The sequence below is a fragment of the Vibrio coralliilyticus ATCC BAA-450 genome (assembly GCF_000176135.1).
Classification (GTDB): Bacteria; Pseudomonadota; Gammaproteobacteria; order Enterobacterales; family Vibrionaceae; genus Vibrio; species Vibrio coralliilyticus.
Genome location: NZ_ACZN01000015.1, coordinates 503,514 through 521,836 on the forward strand (window position 1 = coordinate 503,514; position 18,323 = coordinate 521,836).

Below are 18,323 nucleotides of genomic sequence, written 5' to 3' on the forward strand. Positions count from 1 at the left end.
TGTAACTCATTGAATTACATTACTTCCTACACAAGCAATGTACTTTAAGGTTGGATATTAAAAATCAGCTCACCACGTCGTTTATTCAGATCGTAATCAACACATACGATACCGGAGGTAGGGAACATCGGTGGCACCATATCTGGCACAAATTCCGCCGTCAGATAGCCGACCAATGGCAAGTGTGAGACTAAAAGGATCGATTCAAGACCTTCCACTTCAGCAACCGCTGCCACATAATCGGCCACATGTGTCGATTCACCATATGGCGTGATATCTTCAAATGTTTGGATTTGTTTGGCATTGAAACTTCGGGATACTTCCTGCCAGGTTTGTTGGGCCCGCAAGTAAGGGCTTACTAGTACTTTATCAAACTGGGCATAGCCTTGTTCTGCACAAGCTCTGGCCACTGCGGCTGAGGCAGTGCGTCCTCTTTCTGTTAGCGCACGCTCAGCGTCAGAAGCTGCGTAATGCTCTGCTTCTCCGTGGCGCATTATAAATATTTTCATGGCTTCTTCCTAAATCGGTGACTGCTTACTAACCGCAATTGTTATTCTTTAATACACGGACTTTTGCTGTCCGTTTAAAAATAATTATATCAAGTACCTTGCTAAAGACTTCGACTTTCTTAACAATCTTAAGGAATGGATAATTAAATTACGTATGCTTATATTTCTCAAAGAGATAGTTGGCACTCGTTCACATCCCGTACATACTAGTATCTAAGCATCTTCAGCGGAGAGACCCTTGTGCATATAAGCCCAAATGACACCAACCAATATCGCTACCTCACGTTGGAAAACGGGCTCAGAGTCTTGGTGGTTCAGGATCGCGATGCACAAAAATCAGCCGCCGCGCTTGCAGTCAATGTAGGGCATTTTGATGACCCGATGGATCGTCAGGGGCTCGCTCATTACCTAGAACATATGCTGTTTTTGGGTACAGAAAAATACCCTAAAGTCGGGGAGTTTCAAAGCTATATTAATCAGCACGGTGGCAGCAATAATGCTTGGACTGGCACCGAGCACACTTGCTACTTTTTTGACGTTACTCCTTCAGCCTTTGAGGATAGCCTCGACCGGTTTAGCCAATTTTTTACTGCACCACTGTTTAACCCTGAAGCGCTAGATAAAGAACGCCAAGCGGTTGAATCTGAATATAAGCTCAAACTTAAAGATGATTCTCGTCGTCTGTATCAGGTTCACAAGGAGCTGGTGAATCCAGAACATCCGTTTGCCAAGTTTTCGGTCGGTAACCTAGAAACACTAGGTGATCGTGATGGGCAGTCGATCCGTGACGAGATTGTCGAATTTCACTATCAGCAATACTCTGCGGATTTGATGACGCTAACCGTTATGGGTCCTCAATCTCCAGACGAGCTTGCGCTCTGGGTGGAAGAAAGATTTTCGTCCATCCCAACCCATGGTCTGGCGGGTAAATCTATCAGCACACCCTATACGGACGAAAACTCCACCAGCATTATGGTGAATGTGGAGCCAATCAAAGAAATCCGCAAACTGATTCTGACCTTTCCAATGCCAAGCATGAATGAGCATTATCGTCAGAAACCTCTCTCTTATTTCGCGCATTTGCTTGGTTATGAGGGTGAAGGCAGCCTGATGTTAGCGTTGAAGGAAGCTGGTTGGATAACTTCCCTTTCTGCCGGTGGTGGCACCAGTGGCAGCAACTATCGTGAATTTACGGTTAGCTGCGCGTTAACCACAGAGGGGCTTGGCTGTGTTGATGAAATTGTACAGGCGATCTTCTCCTATTTAACACTATTAAGCCGCGATGGGTTTGATGAGTGGCGTTACCTTGAAAAGCAGGCCGTGCTCGAGTCGGCTTTCCGCTTTCAAGAGCCGACACGACCATTAGACTTGGTCAGTCACCTTGTGGTCAATATGCAACATTACGCGCCAGAAGATACAATCTACGGCGACTTTATGATGAATGAGTATGACGAACCTCTGCTCAAAGAGCTGCTGCAATATTTAACGCCTGAGAACCTTCGCATTACTCTAATTGCGCAGGGCTTCAAGTATGATAAGCAAGCCCAATGGTACGCATCTCCCTACTCTGTCACTCCATTTAATTCAGAGAAGTTAGCCTACTATAAAGCAACAAGCGAATTGAGCTTTTGCCTGCCGCCAAAGAACCCGTTTATTTGTTACGACTTAGATCCGCAGCCCATCGATTCTCGGTCTGATATCCCTGAAATCATTGAAGAGCTTCCAGGCTTCAAATTATGGCACCTCCAAGACCATGAATTCCGCGTACCTAAAGGTGTTATCTATGTAGCGATTGATAGCCCGCATGCGGTCGCTAATCCGAGAAACATTGTCAAAACACGCTTATGTGTAGAGATGTTTCTCGATTCGCTGGCTAAAGAGACCTATCAGGCGGAAATTGCCGGTATGGGCTACAACATGTATGCCCATCAAGGTGGCGTGACGTTAACACTGTCCGGATTTAGCAAGAAGCAGCCCGAGTTGATGAAAATGATCCTCAACCGCTTTGCTAAACGTGAGTTCAGTGCCAAACGCTTTGAGACCATCAAAACTCAGTTAATCAGGAACTGGCGTAACGCAGCCCAAGACAAACCCATTTCTCAGTTGTTCAACGCCATGACTGGCCTGTTGCAACCCAATAACCCACCTTACGTGGCATTGTTGGAAGCGCTTGAAACCATTCATGTCGAAGAATTAGCCGAGTTCGTTCAGGAAATTTTGGCCGAATTGCATGTCGAGATGTTTGTTTATGGTGATTGGACTCGCACTGACGCAATCAGCCTCGGCGAGACACTCAAAGACGCGCTGAGAGTCCATAATCAACAATATGAGGAAGCACTTCGTCCTCTTGTGATGCTTGGTAAAAACGGGACATTCCAACGTTCGGTGGAATGTAATCAGGAAGATTCTGCCGTTGTCGTATACTACCAGTGTGACGATATCGAACCACGAAACATCGCCCTCTACTCGCTAGCTAATCACCTGATGTCAGCTACGTTTTTCCATGAGATACGTACCAAGCAACAGCTGGGTTATATGGTAGGAACAGGGAACTTACCACTCAATCGTCATCCGGGTATTGTGCTCTATGTACAATCTCCCAATGCCGCCCCTGTCGATTTAATTAGCTCGATTGACGAGTTTCTCAATGCGTTCTATATGGTGCTTCTTGAGCTCAACGAATATCAATGGCACAGCAGTAAACGAGGGTTGTGGAACCAGATTGCAACGCCAGACACCACCTTACGCAGTCGAGCTCAACGTTTATGGGTTGCGATAGGTAATAAAGATCGTGGCTTTAACCAAAAAGAAGTGGTGTTGGAAGAACTCAAGACACTTACTCGCGCTGACATGATTCGCTTTGTCGTGAACGAACTCAAACCCAGAACAGCGAACCGTCTCATTATGCACACTCAAGGGAACGCACATCATGAGTCCGCTCCGCTTGAATTAGGTTTTGAAATTGGCTCGATTGAGGAATTTCAATTGAGACCAAAAGACATCGATTTAGGCTGATTGCTCCGACTCGACAATCTTTTTCAATGAATGTGGGTGAAGCTTGATACAAATTCCATCGTGCTTAAATGCCACTGTTGGGTTGTTGAGTCGCTCGCCCTCTCCTTTCGGGCTCGATAATTTCACCTTAATTCCCTGCTCTCCCAGCTGATTCCAGTGTTTCGCAAGTTCTGGCTGTTGTTGCTTGATGCCCTGCAAAAATTCCTCTGCTGTTTCAGCTTGCGAAGGCACAACGAACTCGACGTGCTCCCATGACTGCTGCGGATAGCTTTTCCCCTCGGCTGGATAAGGCAATTCTAAGCACTCAATCGACCAATTTAACGCCTTCAAAGGCTGACTAAATTCAATCACAATGATCGGACGACCATTTATCACCGCATTTGATATTTCACAGCCTTCTTTTAACCATTCTTGATGAGCCAGTTTTGCCAATTCCAAGTCATTGATACGTAATGCAATATGATCCGCCTTAAAAGGACGTAAATTAATATGCAGTTTCTCGCTTAAACCTTGAATTTTATGCATAAAATCTTCAATCTTGCCTTTCATTTGTGAAGGCATCAATTCAGCATCCAGTAGTCTTTGAGACATTTTCATCTATCCAAAACGTTGATTTTTCCGCAATACTAGCAAGAACCTAAGGAAAAGTAGAAAATTTCCCAGAACACTCCCTATAAGAAAAGCAATAAAGTTGGTATTATGTGCGCCAAATTATGAACTCTATAGAGATATGCATTCATTCCACCAGAGTGGATATTATTCAGCAATAGCGTCTGACGAAGCTGAATAACTCAATGCATATCCAACCAATTCCCAAGAATTGAAGGAAGCGCGTGTGAATATCCAAGCACTTATTAACGACAAAGTATCTCAGGCTCTTGAAGCCGCTGGCGCACCTGCAGGCAGTCCTGCAGCCGTTCGTCAATCAGCAAAGCCACAGTTTGGTGATTACCAGGCAAACGGTGTAATGGGCGTTGCTAAGAAACTAGGCACAAACCCACGCGAATTTGCTCAAAAAGTATTGGATGTTCTAGACCTTGACGGTATTGCAAGCAAGACTGAAATTGCAGGCCCTGGTTTTATCAACATCTTCCTGAGCGAAGAATTCCTTGCTAAACAAGCTGAATCTGCACTATCTGACTCTCGTCTTGGTGTTGCAGCTGAAGCGCAAAAAACTATCGTTGCTGACTACTCTGCGCCAAACGTTGCTAAAGAAATGCACGTTGGCCACCTGCGCTCAACAATCATCGGTGACGCTGTGGTTCGTACTCTCGAATTCCTTGGTCATAAAGTGATCCGTGCTAACCACATCGGTGACTGGGGTACTCAGTTCGGTATGCTTATCGCCAACCTAGAGCGTGTACAGCAAGAGTCTGGCGAAGTTTCAATGGAGCTGGCTGACCTTGAAGCCTTCTACCGCGAGTCGAAAAAGCTTTATGACGAAGATGAAGAGTTTGCAGTTAAGGCGCGTAACTATGTAGTTAAACTTCAAGGCGGTGACGAATACTGCGCAGAGATGTGGAAAAAACTGGTGGATGTCACCATGATCCAAAACCAGCGCAACTACGATCGTCTTAATGTCTCTCTAACTCGTGAAAACGTAATGGGTGAGAGCATGTACAACGACATGCTTCCTGGTATTGTGGCAGACCTGAAAGAACAAGGTCTTGCACAAGAAGATGACGGTGCACAAGTTGTATTCCTTGAAGAGTACAAAAACAAAGACGGCGAGCCTATGGGTGTCATCATCCAAAAGCGTGACGGCGGCTTCTTGTACACCACTACCGATATCGCTTGTGCGAAATACCGCTACGAAACGCTAGGTGCAGACCGCGTATTGTACTTTATTGACTCACGCCAGCATCAACACCTAATGCAAGCATGGACAATCGTTCGTAAAGCAGGCTATGTACCAGAAGAGGTAACTCTTGAGCACCACGCTTTCGGTATGATGTTAGGTAAAGATGGCCGTCCATTTAAGACGCGTGCAGGTGGCACAGTTCGTTTGGCGGACCTACTAGATGAAGCAGAAGAGCGTGCAATCAAACTTATCGAGTCTAAGAACCCAGACTTAGAAACAGCTGAAAAGCAAAACATCGCCAACACTGTAGCAATGGCTGCTGTTAAGTACGCAGACCTGTCTAAACACCGTACGACTGACTACGTGTTTGACTGGGACAACATGTTGGCATTTGAAGGCAACACAGCGCCATACATGCAGTACGCTTATACGCGCGTTGCATCTATCTTTGCCAAAGCAGGCATCTCTATGGATGAGCTGGCTGGTGACATTCAGATCACCGAAGAGAAAGAGAAATCTCTTATCGCCAAGCTACTTCAATTTGAAGAAGCGGTGCAGTCAGTTGCTCGTGAAGGTCAACCGCATATCATGTGTAGTTACCTATTCGAACTTGCAGGCCAGTTCTCAAGCTTCTACGAAGCATGCCCAATTCTGAACACAGAAGATGAGTCTGTTAAACAGAGTCGCCTGAAGCTGGCAGCACTGACAGCGAAGACCATCAAGCAAGGTCTTTCTCTGCTAGGTATTGATACGCTAGAACGCATGTAAGCTAGGGCTTTAGCGATACAAAATAAAGGTTGATGTGAAAGCATCAACCTTTTGTTTTATCTGGCGTATACTGGCTAAAAATACTAATAGGAATGAATCATGAGTTTTGAACTCCACCCACAACTGGCAAAGGATACTAGCGTCATTGGCCACTTTCCTTTGACGATTGCCCTGCTCCACAAGGACAACGCTGTTCCTTGGGTCATTCTTGTTCCTAAACGGGAAAATTTAAAAGAACTGCATCACTTGCCAATGCAAGAGCAACAACAGTTCTTACTCGAATCACAAGCGGTAAGCCAAGCATTAGAAGCAACTTTTCGCCCAGATAAACTCAACTTAGGTGCGCTTGGTAATATGGTTCCGCAACTTCATGTCCATCACATCGCACGTTTTAAGGATGATGTTGCCTGGCCAGGGCCCGTATGGGGAAATACTCAGGGGGATTTTCGTTCTGAAGAGGAACAACAAGCGATACTCAGTAAGATTCAGAATGTCTTATCACTAAGTAGCTTGTTTAAAAAAGCATAAAAAAATGCCGCTGTTACCAGCGGCATTTTCTTTACATGGTCACCGTGAGAGATAACTCATCGGCACCATTCGCGGAGTATCTGACCCGGGTCACTTTCTGAGCTTTATTGGTATCGACCAAGCGAGATATCTTCCCTTTCTTTATCCATACCGCCAGCATGGCATCGACACCGTCTTCGCTCATTGAAAATTTCTTCGCGAGCTCTTTCTGGCTAACGCAGCCCTGCTGCTCGATGTGCCGTTTCAGCTCCTGTAAGATCATGCTGTTTGTGCCTCAGCATAATGCATCTGCTTCTGCCCCGCCGCTTTCAACGCGCGATAAGTCGCAAAGGAAACCAAAATGACTCCGGCTATCCAGGCTGCACTGTAGATTGGGTGGTCTGTGAAGTGCATCGTCTGGTAGTAAAGCACTGCACCGCCGTAAGCAAGACCCATAGTCCATACAGCAATAAAGCGCGCGTATTTCTGGCCAAATTCACGGACATAAGCTCCCATAGCCGCGACACACGGCGTGTACAGCAAGATGAAAATCAAGTAAGCAAACGCGGCATGGCCTGAGACGAAATATTGGTTCAGGTTACCAAAAATAGAAGCGTCAACTTCCTGCTCCTCTGCCACAGTAGAGCTATCGGTCAAATCACCCACTTCAATACCCAATGGATCGGAATAACTCAATCCAGCTAAGTTTTCCGGGATAGACATAACTGCCTCTTCCAAACTCGCCATGAGATTGAACTCACCTTCTTCTCCTTCACTTGGCGCGTAAAGGTTGTTCAAAGTTCCCACTACCGCTTCTTTGGCAAAAATACCTGTGATAATACCAACTGTCGCCGGCCAGTTATCTTCATGAACGCCTATCGGTTCAAATACAGGCGTCACCACCTGAGAAACTTTAGACAGCACTGAATTCTCGCTGTCTTCATTGCCAAATGACCCATCAGTACCGACAGAGTTGAGGAAGCTAAGAATGGTCACAACAACAACGATAGTTTTACCTGCTCCAAGGACAAAGCGTTTCAGTTTTTGCCACGTTTTTATCAGTACATTCTGTATCGTTGGTAATTCGTAATCGGGCATTTCCATGATTAAGCTGTCGCTTGAGCCCGGGTAGAGCGTATGCTTTAGCACCAACCCAGTGAATACAGCCGCAGCAATCCCCAGTAGGTAAAGAGCAAATACGATATTCTGGCCACTTTCAGGGAAAAACGCGGCGGCAAACAATGCATATACAGGAAGACGAGCACCACAAGACATGAACGGCGCCATTGAGGCAGCAAGTTTGCGTTCACGTTCCTGATCTAATGTTCGTGTTGCCATGATGGCTGGTACGTTACAACCGAAGCCAAGAACCAATGGAACGAAGGCTTTACCCGGTAAACCAATCTTCTGCATCACTTTATCGAGAACAAAAGCAGCACGAGACATATAGCCTGAGCTTTCCAGGATTGCTAAAAAGAGATACAAGCAAGCAATCACAGGAATGAAAGTGGCGACGGTCTGGATACCTCCACCCACGCCATCCGCAATCAATGTCACCAACCAAACAGGCAGATGACCATCTAACAAATAGTGCCCACCATCAACCAGCAAAGCGCCGACACCAATATCAAAGAAGTCGATAAATGCACTGCCGATGTTGATAGAGAACATAAACATCAGGTACATAACGACAAAGAAAAATGGAACGCCTACCCATTTATTAAGAATGACGTTATCCACCTTTTCCGTAAAGCTATGACTAAGCTTGCCTTCAGTCCGGCGCACTTTCTTACACTGCTCATGGAGGAAAGTATATTTCGTATCGGCAACCATGAGATCGATATCTAGGTCGAGACCGCCCTGAATTTTCGCAATGTTGTCTCTTTCCTCAGAAGAAAGATTGTTTAAGACCAACAGATCCTGCTCTAAAGCTCGAATAGAAAGAGCGCGTGCGGAAACCTCAGAATGATTGACAAAAACAGGTTGGATTTGGTCTATCGCTCGCTCAAATTCTACATCATAGCCAATCTTCAGTTCGTTCAGCGCAACGCCTTGAACCACCGCTTTATGTAGACGTTCTTTCAGGCGTTGAACCTGATTTTTGTTGTTTGCGGATAAAGCATATACCGGACAGCCCAGCATTTTTTCTAACGCTTTAACATCGATAGTTTGTCGTTCACGCTTCAATGCATCCATTTTATTCAGCACAACCATCATCGGTCTGCCAAGCTCTCGCAGCTGAAGCGTCATATATAAGCTGCGCTCTAGACACGTCGCATCAACAACGTTAATGATTAGATCCGCTGGATGCGTCAAGACCGCACGTGAAGCGATTGACTCATCGATACTGTTGCCATCGTTACCACTATCTAATGCGTAGATACCAGGAAGGTCGGTGAGCATGAATTCATCACCAGAATGACTGTAACGACCTGTTTTCTTTTCAACCGTCACACCTGCCCAGTTACCTACTTGCTGTTTGGCACCTGTCAGGCCATTAAACAGGGTTGTTTTACCACTGTTCGGATTACCGACAGTCAGAATTTTGTACTTCATCAGTTGGCCTCCACATGAATTGAATTAGCAATATTGGTTCTGACTGCCAGAGACACACCGCGGACTTCGACCTGAAGAGGATCGCCCATTGGGGCTTTACGAATAAGCGTGACTGGAGTTTGAGGAAGCAACCCCATCACCATAAGCTTTTTCCTAACATCATTAGAAAGCTCTGAAAAACCGGTGATCGTTGCTTTTTGCCCTTGTGTTAAATCTGAAAGTTTCATAGACAGGCCAATTAAAGATAAAAATGAGAAATATTATTATTAAGACTTTAGATCTTAGCCTGTGTAAATTTTGTAAATCTTGTCTGAAATCAAACATTGCGAATATGGAACGTCACTTTCGTCAATTAAACACCCGTTAATTCCGTTAAAAACAATCATTTCCGGTCAGTTAATAAACACTGCCCATTTCAAATCCTTACTAACAAAAATCAAAAAATAACTATAAATCAATCATATAGATTCAATGTCGCTTTTATCATGTAACCTTGGCGTTAATTTTATAAGTAAAATAAGTCGATAGTTTTATAGTTAAGCACGTCGACAAGGACAGCTCCTTGGAAGACATTGAATTCCAGAGGTGGTGCTACCCGCACCACTCCGGCAGCAAGCGAAGGTGTCATTGGCACCCGTGGTATAGTCCCCCCGGCTATACCACGATATTTTTTTCATCACGCATCACGCATCACGCATCACGCATCACGCATCACGCATCACGCATCACGCATCACGCATCACGCATCACGCATCACGCATCACGCATCACGCATCACGCATCACGCATCACGCCAATCAGTGTGCTAAGTTCATCCTGCCTAACACAACTCATTTTATTTAGTTTTCTGGTTCAATTAAGTCGTGGACAGCAACAAGCTACCGATCTTGATCTTCAATAAACTGAGAAGGGGAAACGCCAAAACGATGTTTAAATCGCTGGCTGAAATAGGAAGGGTCATTGAACCCGCATTCAAACGCTACATCTGAGATTTTTTCACCAGCCAGCAACGTCGACAGCATAGTCCAGCCGCACCTCAGTCACGTAATCCATAAACGTACGTTCTGCAGCCGATTTAAATCGACGCTGTAAACTACGCTCGGACACGTACATTTGCTTAGCCGCTGAAGCCGTACCAAATTCCGGATCTGAATAATGTTGGACGACTAAGGCTTCCAGTTTTTCAATCCACGGGTCTTTCGACTGTTCTTCAGATAAGCCTGTGTCGGTAAGTTGAACAATCGAGTTCTCTTCAAATTCATTTCCAACTGGCCACACAAACTCAATTAAGTTTCGTTCATCGGAGCTGTATCGATGGAAGCTACCACCATTTTCTTTGACCAAAGACTCGATTTCATTCCACAACTCAATGGGCGTCACAGAAGCATCATCAAGCTTTGCACCTTGTTCGGTCATGGAAAAAGAGACTTCTCCGTCATTGATACGATACCTCATCAACACAACTTGCCCTCGATATGAGCGCTTAATCAGATTATCAATCAAAAGATTAAACACACTATCGAGATTAAAAACATCGAGAGTGACGTAAATGTCTTTGTCTTTATCTTCTTCTGAGTGTACCTCCACAGATAAACCAGCCTTAATAAGCTCTTCTTGCCAACCATCCAATGCAGAGCGCAATACCAAAGACAGGTTGTAAACTGGCAAGGCATCGCCATTAGCCGCGCGTACGTTAAGCAATAGATCCAGTTCGTGAATCACAAATCTCAATAATTGCTGTTTGCCTTGTTCTGAATCTGTGGTCGTCTGTGATGCACAACCTTGCAGCCTTTCCCGCAACGATTGCACTGATTGTCTATAAAGGATGCGTCGGATTTGTAGCTGTTTTCTTAATTGATCGTTGTTAGTTAGCAGGATTCGGCTTTGATGACGCAGTTGATTAGTCTTAAGCGCTACCTGAGACCTCAGATCTTTATTGGTTCTTGCCATCATGCGAGAGCGCCAATAAATAACAAACGCTAGCAGAATAAATACGGCTGTCACGTAGGAGAAAATCGCATACCCTCGGATATACCAAGGCTCGTCAACTGAGAAAACAAACGGCTCGATAGCACCCTGCGCCATGCCATTATTTACAGCACGCACCTCAAGCGCGTAGTCACCGGGAAGGATATGTTCAATGGTCAGCTTCATTCCTTCGAGATTCTGCCATTCATCCTGTTCTCCCAGTCGATATTGCAGGGAAACATTACTGACCTGTGGAAGCACACCAAACTGAAACGCAATCGATTCTCCATATGTCACATGTGGAGCCCCCAAAACACTCCCACCAAGAGAGTACAAATCCTGATTAGCAACCACTTGGCTGTATATCACCTGTACGTTGGGAGATTTGCTAGCACTAAGACTTTTGGTGTCAACCTTGATAAGGTTTCGCCTTGAGCCAATTAATAGATTTTGTAGGCTTTCTGAACCAGAGCTGCATAGTCCTGACTGGAATTCGTTATTCACTAAACCGAGCGGCTCACCATAGTGTGCTGCTATTTGCCCGTTCTTCGCATAATGGGTCAGACCAGCAGAAGAAGTCATCCAAACACCATTGCGATTACTAATCAAACACTTAGGCGTGATATGATCATCCACCATAGTCAGAGGCTTAAGTTGCAAGCTGGCTGCGTCTAATTGATACAATCCGTAAGTGCTCGCCACCCAGATTTCACCACCATTCACTTCTTTTATACTAGCCACACGCCCGTAGTGTTCTGAGGCACTAACATAGTGGATTTGGCCGTTGATCAGTACATAGGTGCCATGATCAGTGCCCAAGATTAGACTGCCATTGTCAGCCACTGCCATCTGAGTAACTTGCGCTGGTAAATACTTGTTCAGCATCCACTCAGAGCCATATTGCATCAACTCGCGACTTTGGGTATCAAAACGCCATAACTTATGGTCGCTGGCTCCCCAGATTCGACCGTTGTTATCCAGTTCCAACAACTCAACTGACGATGTTTTTAAAAAGTTAGGTAAACGGTCCGCAATCACAGTACCGGATACACTATCAATACAGATGACGCCATTCTCAGTGGCTAACCAGAGCACGCCATTATGCTCGATAACATCGTTCACTCTACCTTTATAAAGCAGCTTTCTTGACGCCTTATGGTTCAATTTTAGTGAATATACACCCACATTGGTGACCATCCAAAACCCACTACGACTCTTCTTCTTAGTCAGTTGAATCAGTTTTTCTGACGCTGATCCGCGGGTTAACATCAAATCAGGAAAACGCTTAAAATGATGAGCAAACAATGAGAAGTAATGAATGCCTCGTTCAGTGGCAATCCACATTCCCCCTCGATGATCATTGAGTAATGAGTAAACCTTTTCACCAAACAACGCATGGCTGTGTGTGTGTTCTCTGGCGAAATAGGCACTCTCTTGTGATGCAAAAGAGTACGATTGCAAACCGGATTCGGTACCTATCCAGTAGCCTTTTTGCGTTTCCGCAATACTCAAAACATGTCCACCTGGGATTCGTTTAAGTGGAGCGTCAGGATGGTTAAAATTGAAAAGAATTGCCCCGTGTCGAGTGCCGACGACTAACTCTTGACGATTTTCGGAAAAATAGAGGGTTTCTATATGACTCGTGCCGGAGCGAGGGGCATGTTCGAAATGGCTACCATCTGACAAATACACTCCGGAGTTTGTTGCCAGTACCCACTTTGACTTAATCAGTTTGGCATCGGTAATGCTGATTTGAGCAGACTGGTTGTATTGATACAGCTCCATTAAGGAGTAAGAAAAAAACTCTCCACTATCAACGTGATAGGTGTAGAAGTTTGAAGCATCGGAGACCCAAACGTAACGGTTCGATACCCCTATTCGTAAAATCTCAGTACCCGGCGTGAGACTGAATATCAGTTCTCGACTTTTACCAGGGGTGGTGCGATAAATCTCATTGCCCGCAAATGACCAAAAAGCACTGCCGAGAAAGGCAACTTGCTCTGATTCAAAATCGAGTGCAGAACCTGACTTGGGCAAAATGTTTTGCCCATCAAAAAACAGCACCTGATTTCTAACATCTTGAAACCAGATACCTCCATTGTCAGCGAGAAAAAGTTCTTTAGCGGCAAACGCTTTACCCTGAGATTGCGTTGGCAAGGGGTAGAAGACTGACAAAGGGAGATCCATTGCCATCGCGACACGAGTCAAAAATAAAAACGACAGAAAACAAACGGCTTGTTTCACTAGCGATTCCCTTGCAGCAAAATTGGACAGTCAATAACATTCCATATCTAAGCGTTTCGAATGATCCACCCAGATCAAGACTCAAAGCTAATTGAACTGAGTCATCAAATTATTTTGTGATAATAATTATCTTGGATTTCCAACCATAAACAAGATGCTGCTTCAAAAAATCGGCGTTTTCTTATCTGGATCAATCAAAAAAGGGAAGCGCAGTGCTTCCCTTTGATGGCATATCAAACAAATATTTAGTTACTAAGACATTCAGTGAAGCTGTCTGTGATGGACTGAATAAAAGTAAAGTAGCTGCCTGGTCCAACTTGAACATTAGTACCAATAGGATCAAGTACCCCTTGCTTGGCTTGACTACCACGCGTCACAGACTCAACAACAGCTGGAGTAAACTGAGGTTCAGCAAAGACACATTTAGCATCCCCTTTTGCCAACGCTTTCTTGATTTTAATGAGTGTCTTAGCCCCAGGTTTTCTCTCAGGGCTAACCGTAAATTCACCCAAATGATTCAAGCCATAATCCTGCTCGAAATAACCATAGGCATCATGAAATACGTAGTAACCTACCTCTTTTACTGGCTCTAGCGACGCTCGCCACTTTTCATCGTACTGATTAGCATTTTTCACAAATGCCTGATAATTCGCTAGATAAACATCTTTGTTGGTCGGGTCTAACTCAGAAAGTTTCTGGCTAATCGCTTCAGCAGCCTTAATACTTTGTTCATGCCCTAACCAGAAATGCGGATCGTGCGAGCCATGATTATGCCCGTCATGATCGTGATTATGTCCGTCTTCTGAAAACTCGCGAAGGTTCAAACCATCCACTTCACTGATGGTCAAAACATTCTTCTGACCCTCAAGAACTTTAGTTAAAAAAGGTTCTAGGTCATTACCGAACCAAACGACTAAATCGGCTTTTCTAACTCGCTTCACATCAGATGGTTTCAGCGCGTAATCATGTGGGGAAGTGTTGGACTCAAGCAATAAATCTGGCTCAGAAACACCTTGCGTAATTTCATAGGTAATCATCTGAATGGGTTTGATACTGGTCAGTATTTCACTGGCGTTTGCACTACCTATAGCAAAAATGGATAGCAAAGGAATTAGGTGTTTCATAAATCAATACCACTAGTCTCTGGCGTTAAAGTTTTTCAAATGTTACATTATAACAATAGTTATTTGCAAATGAGTTCCATTCATGTCGGCACTGGTCGAACTTCAACAAGTCTGTGTTCAATTCGGAAAACGCAAAGTCCTTGATAATATTAGTCTTACCCTTAAGCGAGGAGAAATAACAACATTGATAGGCCCTAACGGAGCGGGTAAATCCACTCTAGTAAAGGTGTTGTTAGGTCTCCAAAAACAGTTCAGCGGGACAGTCAATAAGACGCCGAACCTAAAAATTGGTTATGTCCCTCAAAAACTTAGGCTGAATGACTCATTACCTCTGGATGTGAAACGTTTCATGAAGCTCGCGGGTAAATTTAGTGAGCAAGAACTGCAAGATGCGTTGAAACTTGTCGGTGCACAACACTTAATGCGAGCGAACATGCATTCTCTCTCTGGTGGAGAGAGCCAACGTGTTCTCTTAGCAAGAGCACTACTCCAACGACCAGACTTGCTGGTTCTTGATGAACCAGCTCAAGGTGTTGATGTCCAAGGGCAGATTGATTTATATGAGTTAATTGATACTATTCGCCATCGTTTCAGCTGCGCGGTGTTCATGGTATCCCACGACTTACACTTGGTAATGGCGAAAACTGACGACGTCATTTGCCTCAATCACCATATCTGTTGTTCAGGCGCGCCAGCCGACATCACCAAACATCCAAGTTACATTGCTCTGTTTGGCGAAACGAGAAATGAGTCTCTTGCGTTTTACCACCACCAGCATCAACATCATCACCATGATTTAGCGGGTGATCCTGTATCTGGCGAAGCGTCTACCTGTTCACAGCATTCACACGGTCACCATCATGATTGAGTTTCTATTACCTTCTATCCTCGCAGGCTTGGGGATTGCAGCCATCGCGGGGCCGCTGGGGTCATTTGTTGTATGGCGAAGAATGGCTTACTTTGGCGACACTTTGGCTCACGCGTCCTTGATGGGGCTTGCATTAGGCTTCCTTCTTGACGTCAATCTGTATTTTGCCCTGATTGTCTGCTGCTTGGCTCTCGCCTTTATTCTTGTCGCCCTCCAGAGACAGCAATTGGTCGCAACCGATACGCTGCTGGGTATTCTGGCACACAGTGCCTTATCTCTTGGCTTAGTGGCGGTCAGCTTTCTAGACAATGTACGAATCGACCTGATGAGTTACTTGTTTGGTGATTTACTCGCTGTTAGCCCAACGGACCTCGTTTATATATATGCAGGCGCAGCGCTCGTTTCCGCAATACTGGTCTATTTTTGGCGTTCTCTGCTTGCAACAACGGTTAACGAGGATCTCGCCGCGGTAGAAGGTCACAATGTCGACTTAATGCGTTTAGTTCTGATGATTATGGTTGGCCTTGTGATTGCCATCGGTATGAAATTCGTAGGCGCTTTGATCATGACTTCACTGTTGATTATTCCTGCGGCTACTGCGCGGCGATTCTCTAGAACTCCAGAGCAGATGGCCATAACTGCCTCTTTTATTGGTGCAGTCGCTGTGCTCTTAGGCCTTAGCCTCTCATGGCATTACGATACTCCAGCGGGGCCTTCTGTGGTCATCAGTGCCACCGCTATGTTTATGTTGTCACAGCTATATCGAGTAAAGGCTTAAGCTAGAAGCTAGAAGCTAGAAGCTAGAAGCTAGAAGCTAGAAGCTAAAATGAAAAAGGGTTGGCCACACATGCCAACCCTTTTTGTTACCTAAACGAGAATCTTAGATTAAGCACCTTCATTGTGCAGTTCGAGGTTAGCCAGCTCTTGCTGAATATCGCGCTGTACTTTTGCATCATCACTACGCAATGACTCTAGGAAATCGAGGTACTTCTGATCGATATCTCCTGTCACGTACTCGCCATTAAAGACGGACGTTTCGAACTTAGTGATATCAGTGTTACCCATGCCCACCGCTGCCACAAGATCATCTAATGTTTGGAAAATTAGCTCATCGGCACCGATTTGCTTACAAATAGCGTCGTTATCACGACCATGTGCTATCAGCTCGTTCGCGCTTGGCATGTCGATGCCGTAAACGTTCGGGAAACGAATTTCCGGTGCTGCAGAGACCATAAATACTTTTTTCGCACCAGAGTCGCGCGCCATTTCAATGATTTGCTCAGATGTGGTACCACGAACGATAGAGTCGTCCACCAGCAAAACGTTTTTGTCTTTGAACTCAGAGCGGATAGCATTGAGCTTACGGCGAACGGATTTCTTGCGTTGCTGCTGACCCGGCATAATAAATGTACGGCCCACATAGCGGTTCTTAACAAACCCTTGGCGGTATGGCTTATCAATAGCTTGAGCAATCTGCAACGCAATATCGCATGACGTTTCAGGGATCGGAATAACCACATCGATATCTAGATGACTGTAGTCATCACGGATGCGCTCGCCAAGCTTCTTACCCATTTCTACACGTGCACTGTAAACAGAGATTTTATCAATGAAGGAGTCTGGACGAGAGAAGTAAACAAACTCGAAGATACAAGGGTTTAAGGTAGGGTTATCCGCACACTGTTTAGTGTGTAGCTGACCATCAAAAGTCGCATATATCGCCTCACCTGGTGCTACATCACGGATGAAATCAAAGCCAACGGCATCCAATGCAACAGATTCAGAAGCAACCATATACTCAACCGAGTCTCCGACTTCGCGCTTACCAAGACACAGAGGACGAATACCATTTGGGTCGCGGAAAGCAATCATACCGTGACCTATGATCATTGCTGACACAGCGTAAGCACCGCGAATCGTACGATGAACATTAGTCACAGCACGAAATACATCTTCTGCGGCTACATTGCCTTTCACTGTATCAATTTCGTGGGCAAGAACATTCAGTAAAACTTCGGAATCCGATGTGGTGTTTACGTGACGGCGGTCTTTCTCAAACAGTTTTTCACGAACTTCCGCTGCATTGGTTAAGTTACCGTTGTGAGCAAGAGTAATACCAAAAGGAGAGTTAACATAGAAGGGCTGAGCTTCAGATGCGCTAGAACTACCCGCTGTTGGGTAGCGAACATGGCCAATACCCACCGTTCCCTGAAGGCGTTGCATGTGTTTTGCTTCAAACACATCCTTAACTAAACCGTTCGCCTTTCTCAGACGAAAACGATTGCTTTCTATGGTACAAATACCCGCGGCATCTTGGCCACGATGCTGCAACACAGTCAGTGCGTCATAGATAGACTGGTTTACAGGCGTTGTACCCACGATTCCAACAATACCACACATGTCCTAACCCTCGATTTGCGACAATGGCTGGCGCTATAACGCGCCAGATAAGAAACTCGATGTTGCTTGTAAGTGTTCGAAGAAAGGGGCAATGATACGGCTAAACTCCGGTACCAGTTGCGAACTTCTCCACCACTCTGAGTCTGGAAACGATGTAAACGCATCCATAAAAAATAGTGCAGCTGAAACAATCAGAACACCTCTTAAGCCACCAAAGACGACTCCTAGTACTCTATCTGTTCCTGACAAGCCTGTTTTCTGTACTAATTGGGCGATAACGTAATTCACGATCGCACCTACGATAAGTGTCGAAACAAACAGGGCTGCTATCGCTGCTCCATTTCGAAACATGTCGTCCTGAATATTGGAAAAGTACACCGCCAATTTTGCGTAATACTGGCTGGCGATAAAAAACGCCCCAAACCAAATAACCAGAGACAACGCTTCTTTTGCGAAGCCGCGAATTAAACTGATCACTGCCGACAGGCCGATCACACTTAAAATGACAATATCTAACGAATTCATCTGTTCTTACATCTTAAGTTGGCGCGCATTTTAACAGA

15 protein-coding genes are annotated in these 18,323 nt (G+C 45.1%); 5 read left to right on the forward strand and 10 right to left on the reverse strand.

Features of this window, described 5'->3' with window-relative positions:
• Positions 1-44: 44 nt before the first annotated feature.
• Positions 45-509 (reverse strand): phosphohistidine phosphatase SixA, encoded by a 465-nt coding sequence (gene sixA, locus VIC_RS09645; RefSeq protein WP_006959447.1) that lies wholly within the window; start codon positions 507-509, stop codon positions 45-47.
• 240 nt (positions 510-749) lie between these two features.
• On the opposite strand from sixA, the gene VIC_RS09650 reads away from it, so the two are divergent.
• On the forward strand, positions 750-3,524 hold the full coding sequence (locus VIC_RS09650; protein ID WP_006959448.1) for an insulinase family protein: 2,775 nt from the start codon (positions 750-752) through the stop codon (positions 3,522-3,524).
• Here VIC_RS09650 and VIC_RS09655 read toward each other — a convergent pair.
• Complete coding sequence (locus tag VIC_RS09655) at positions 3,516-4,115, reverse strand: VOC family protein (RefSeq protein ID WP_006959449.1); 600 nt, start codon at positions 4,113-4,115, stop codon at positions 3,516-3,518. The genes VIC_RS09650 and VIC_RS09655 overlap by 9 nt on opposite strands.
• A 244-nt stretch (positions 4,116-4,359) precedes the next feature.
• Here VIC_RS09655 and argS point away from each other — a divergent pair, with 244 nt between their 5' ends.
• Both argS and VIC_RS09665 read left to right on the forward strand, forming a co-directional pair.
• Positions 4,360-6,093, forward strand: coding sequence for an arginine--tRNA ligase (gene argS / locus VIC_RS09660; protein WP_006959450.1), 1,734 nt, complete (start codon positions 4,360-4,362; stop codon positions 6,091-6,093).
• A gap of 99 nt (positions 6,094-6,192) precedes the next feature.
• Entirely contained in the window at positions 6,193-6,621 is a 429-nt protein-coding gene (locus VIC_RS09665; protein WP_006959451.1) for an HIT family protein, read from the forward strand.
• Positions 6,622-6,652: 31 nt separating this feature from the next.
• Here the strand turns inward: VIC_RS09665 and VIC_RS09670 are convergent, their stop codons facing one another.
• The 6 genes from VIC_RS09670 to znuA all read right to left on the reverse strand — a co-directional run bounded on the left by VIC_RS09670 (position 6,653) and on the right by znuA (position 14,492).
• A complete protein-coding gene (locus VIC_RS09670; RefSeq protein ID WP_006959452.1) occupies positions 6,653-6,883 on the reverse strand; it encodes a FeoC-like transcriptional regulator in 231 nt (76 codons plus the stop codon).
• A complete protein-coding gene (gene feoB / locus VIC_RS09675; protein WP_006959453.1) occupies positions 6,880-9,156 on the reverse strand; it encodes a Fe(2+) transporter permease subunit FeoB in 2,277 nt (758 codons plus the stop codon). Before feoB ends, VIC_RS09670 begins: the two co-directional genes overlap by 4 nt.
• Entirely contained in the window at positions 9,156-9,383 is a 228-nt protein-coding gene (locus VIC_RS09680) for a FeoA family protein (RefSeq protein WP_021457201.1), read from the reverse strand. The genes feoB and VIC_RS09680 overlap by 1 nt, the downstream gene beginning before the upstream one ends.
• A 651-nt stretch (positions 9,384-10,034) precedes the next feature.
• Entirely contained in the window at positions 10,035-10,178 is a 144-nt protein-coding gene (locus tag VIC_RS27030) for an AraC family transcriptional regulator (protein ID WP_236612171.1), read from the reverse strand.
• Positions 10,153-13,368: a two-component regulator propeller domain-containing protein gene (locus tag VIC_RS09685; protein ID WP_236612172.1), complete on the reverse strand. Its 3,216-nt coding sequence runs from the start codon at positions 13,366-13,368 to the stop codon at positions 10,153-10,155. The genes VIC_RS27030 and VIC_RS09685 overlap by 26 nt, the downstream gene beginning before the upstream one ends.
• A 245-nt stretch (positions 13,369-13,613) precedes the next feature.
• A complete protein-coding gene (gene znuA, locus VIC_RS09690; protein WP_006959455.1) occupies positions 13,614-14,492 on the reverse strand; it encodes a zinc ABC transporter substrate-binding protein ZnuA in 879 nt (292 codons plus the stop codon).
• Positions 14,493-14,574: 82 nt separating this feature from the next.
• Between znuA and znuC the strand changes: the two genes are divergently transcribed.
• A complete protein-coding gene (gene znuC / locus VIC_RS09695) occupies positions 14,575-15,360 on the forward strand; it encodes a zinc ABC transporter ATP-binding protein ZnuC (RefSeq protein ID WP_006959456.1) in 786 nt (261 codons plus the stop codon).
• The gene (znuB, locus tag VIC_RS09700; protein WP_006959457.1) at positions 15,353-16,138 is read left to right on the forward strand and encodes a zinc ABC transporter permease subunit ZnuB; all 786 of its coding nucleotides are present in this window, start codon (positions 15,353-15,355) and stop codon (positions 16,136-16,138) included. The genes znuC and znuB overlap by 8 nt, the downstream gene beginning before the upstream one ends.
• Before the next feature lie 107 nt (positions 16,139-16,245).
• On the opposite strand, the gene purF is transcribed toward znuB, so the two are convergent.
• Together purF and VIC_RS09710 are read right to left on the reverse strand one after the other, a co-directional pair.
• Positions 16,246-17,760 (reverse strand): amidophosphoribosyltransferase, encoded by a 1,515-nt coding sequence (purF, locus tag VIC_RS09705; RefSeq protein WP_019277834.1) that lies wholly within the window; start codon positions 17,758-17,760, stop codon positions 16,246-16,248.
• Between the two features lie 33 nt (positions 17,761-17,793).
• Complete coding sequence (locus tag VIC_RS09710) at positions 17,794-18,285, reverse strand: CvpA family protein (protein WP_006959459.1); 492 nt, start codon at positions 18,283-18,285, stop codon at positions 17,794-17,796.
• Positions 18,286-18,323: the final 38 nt, after the last annotated feature.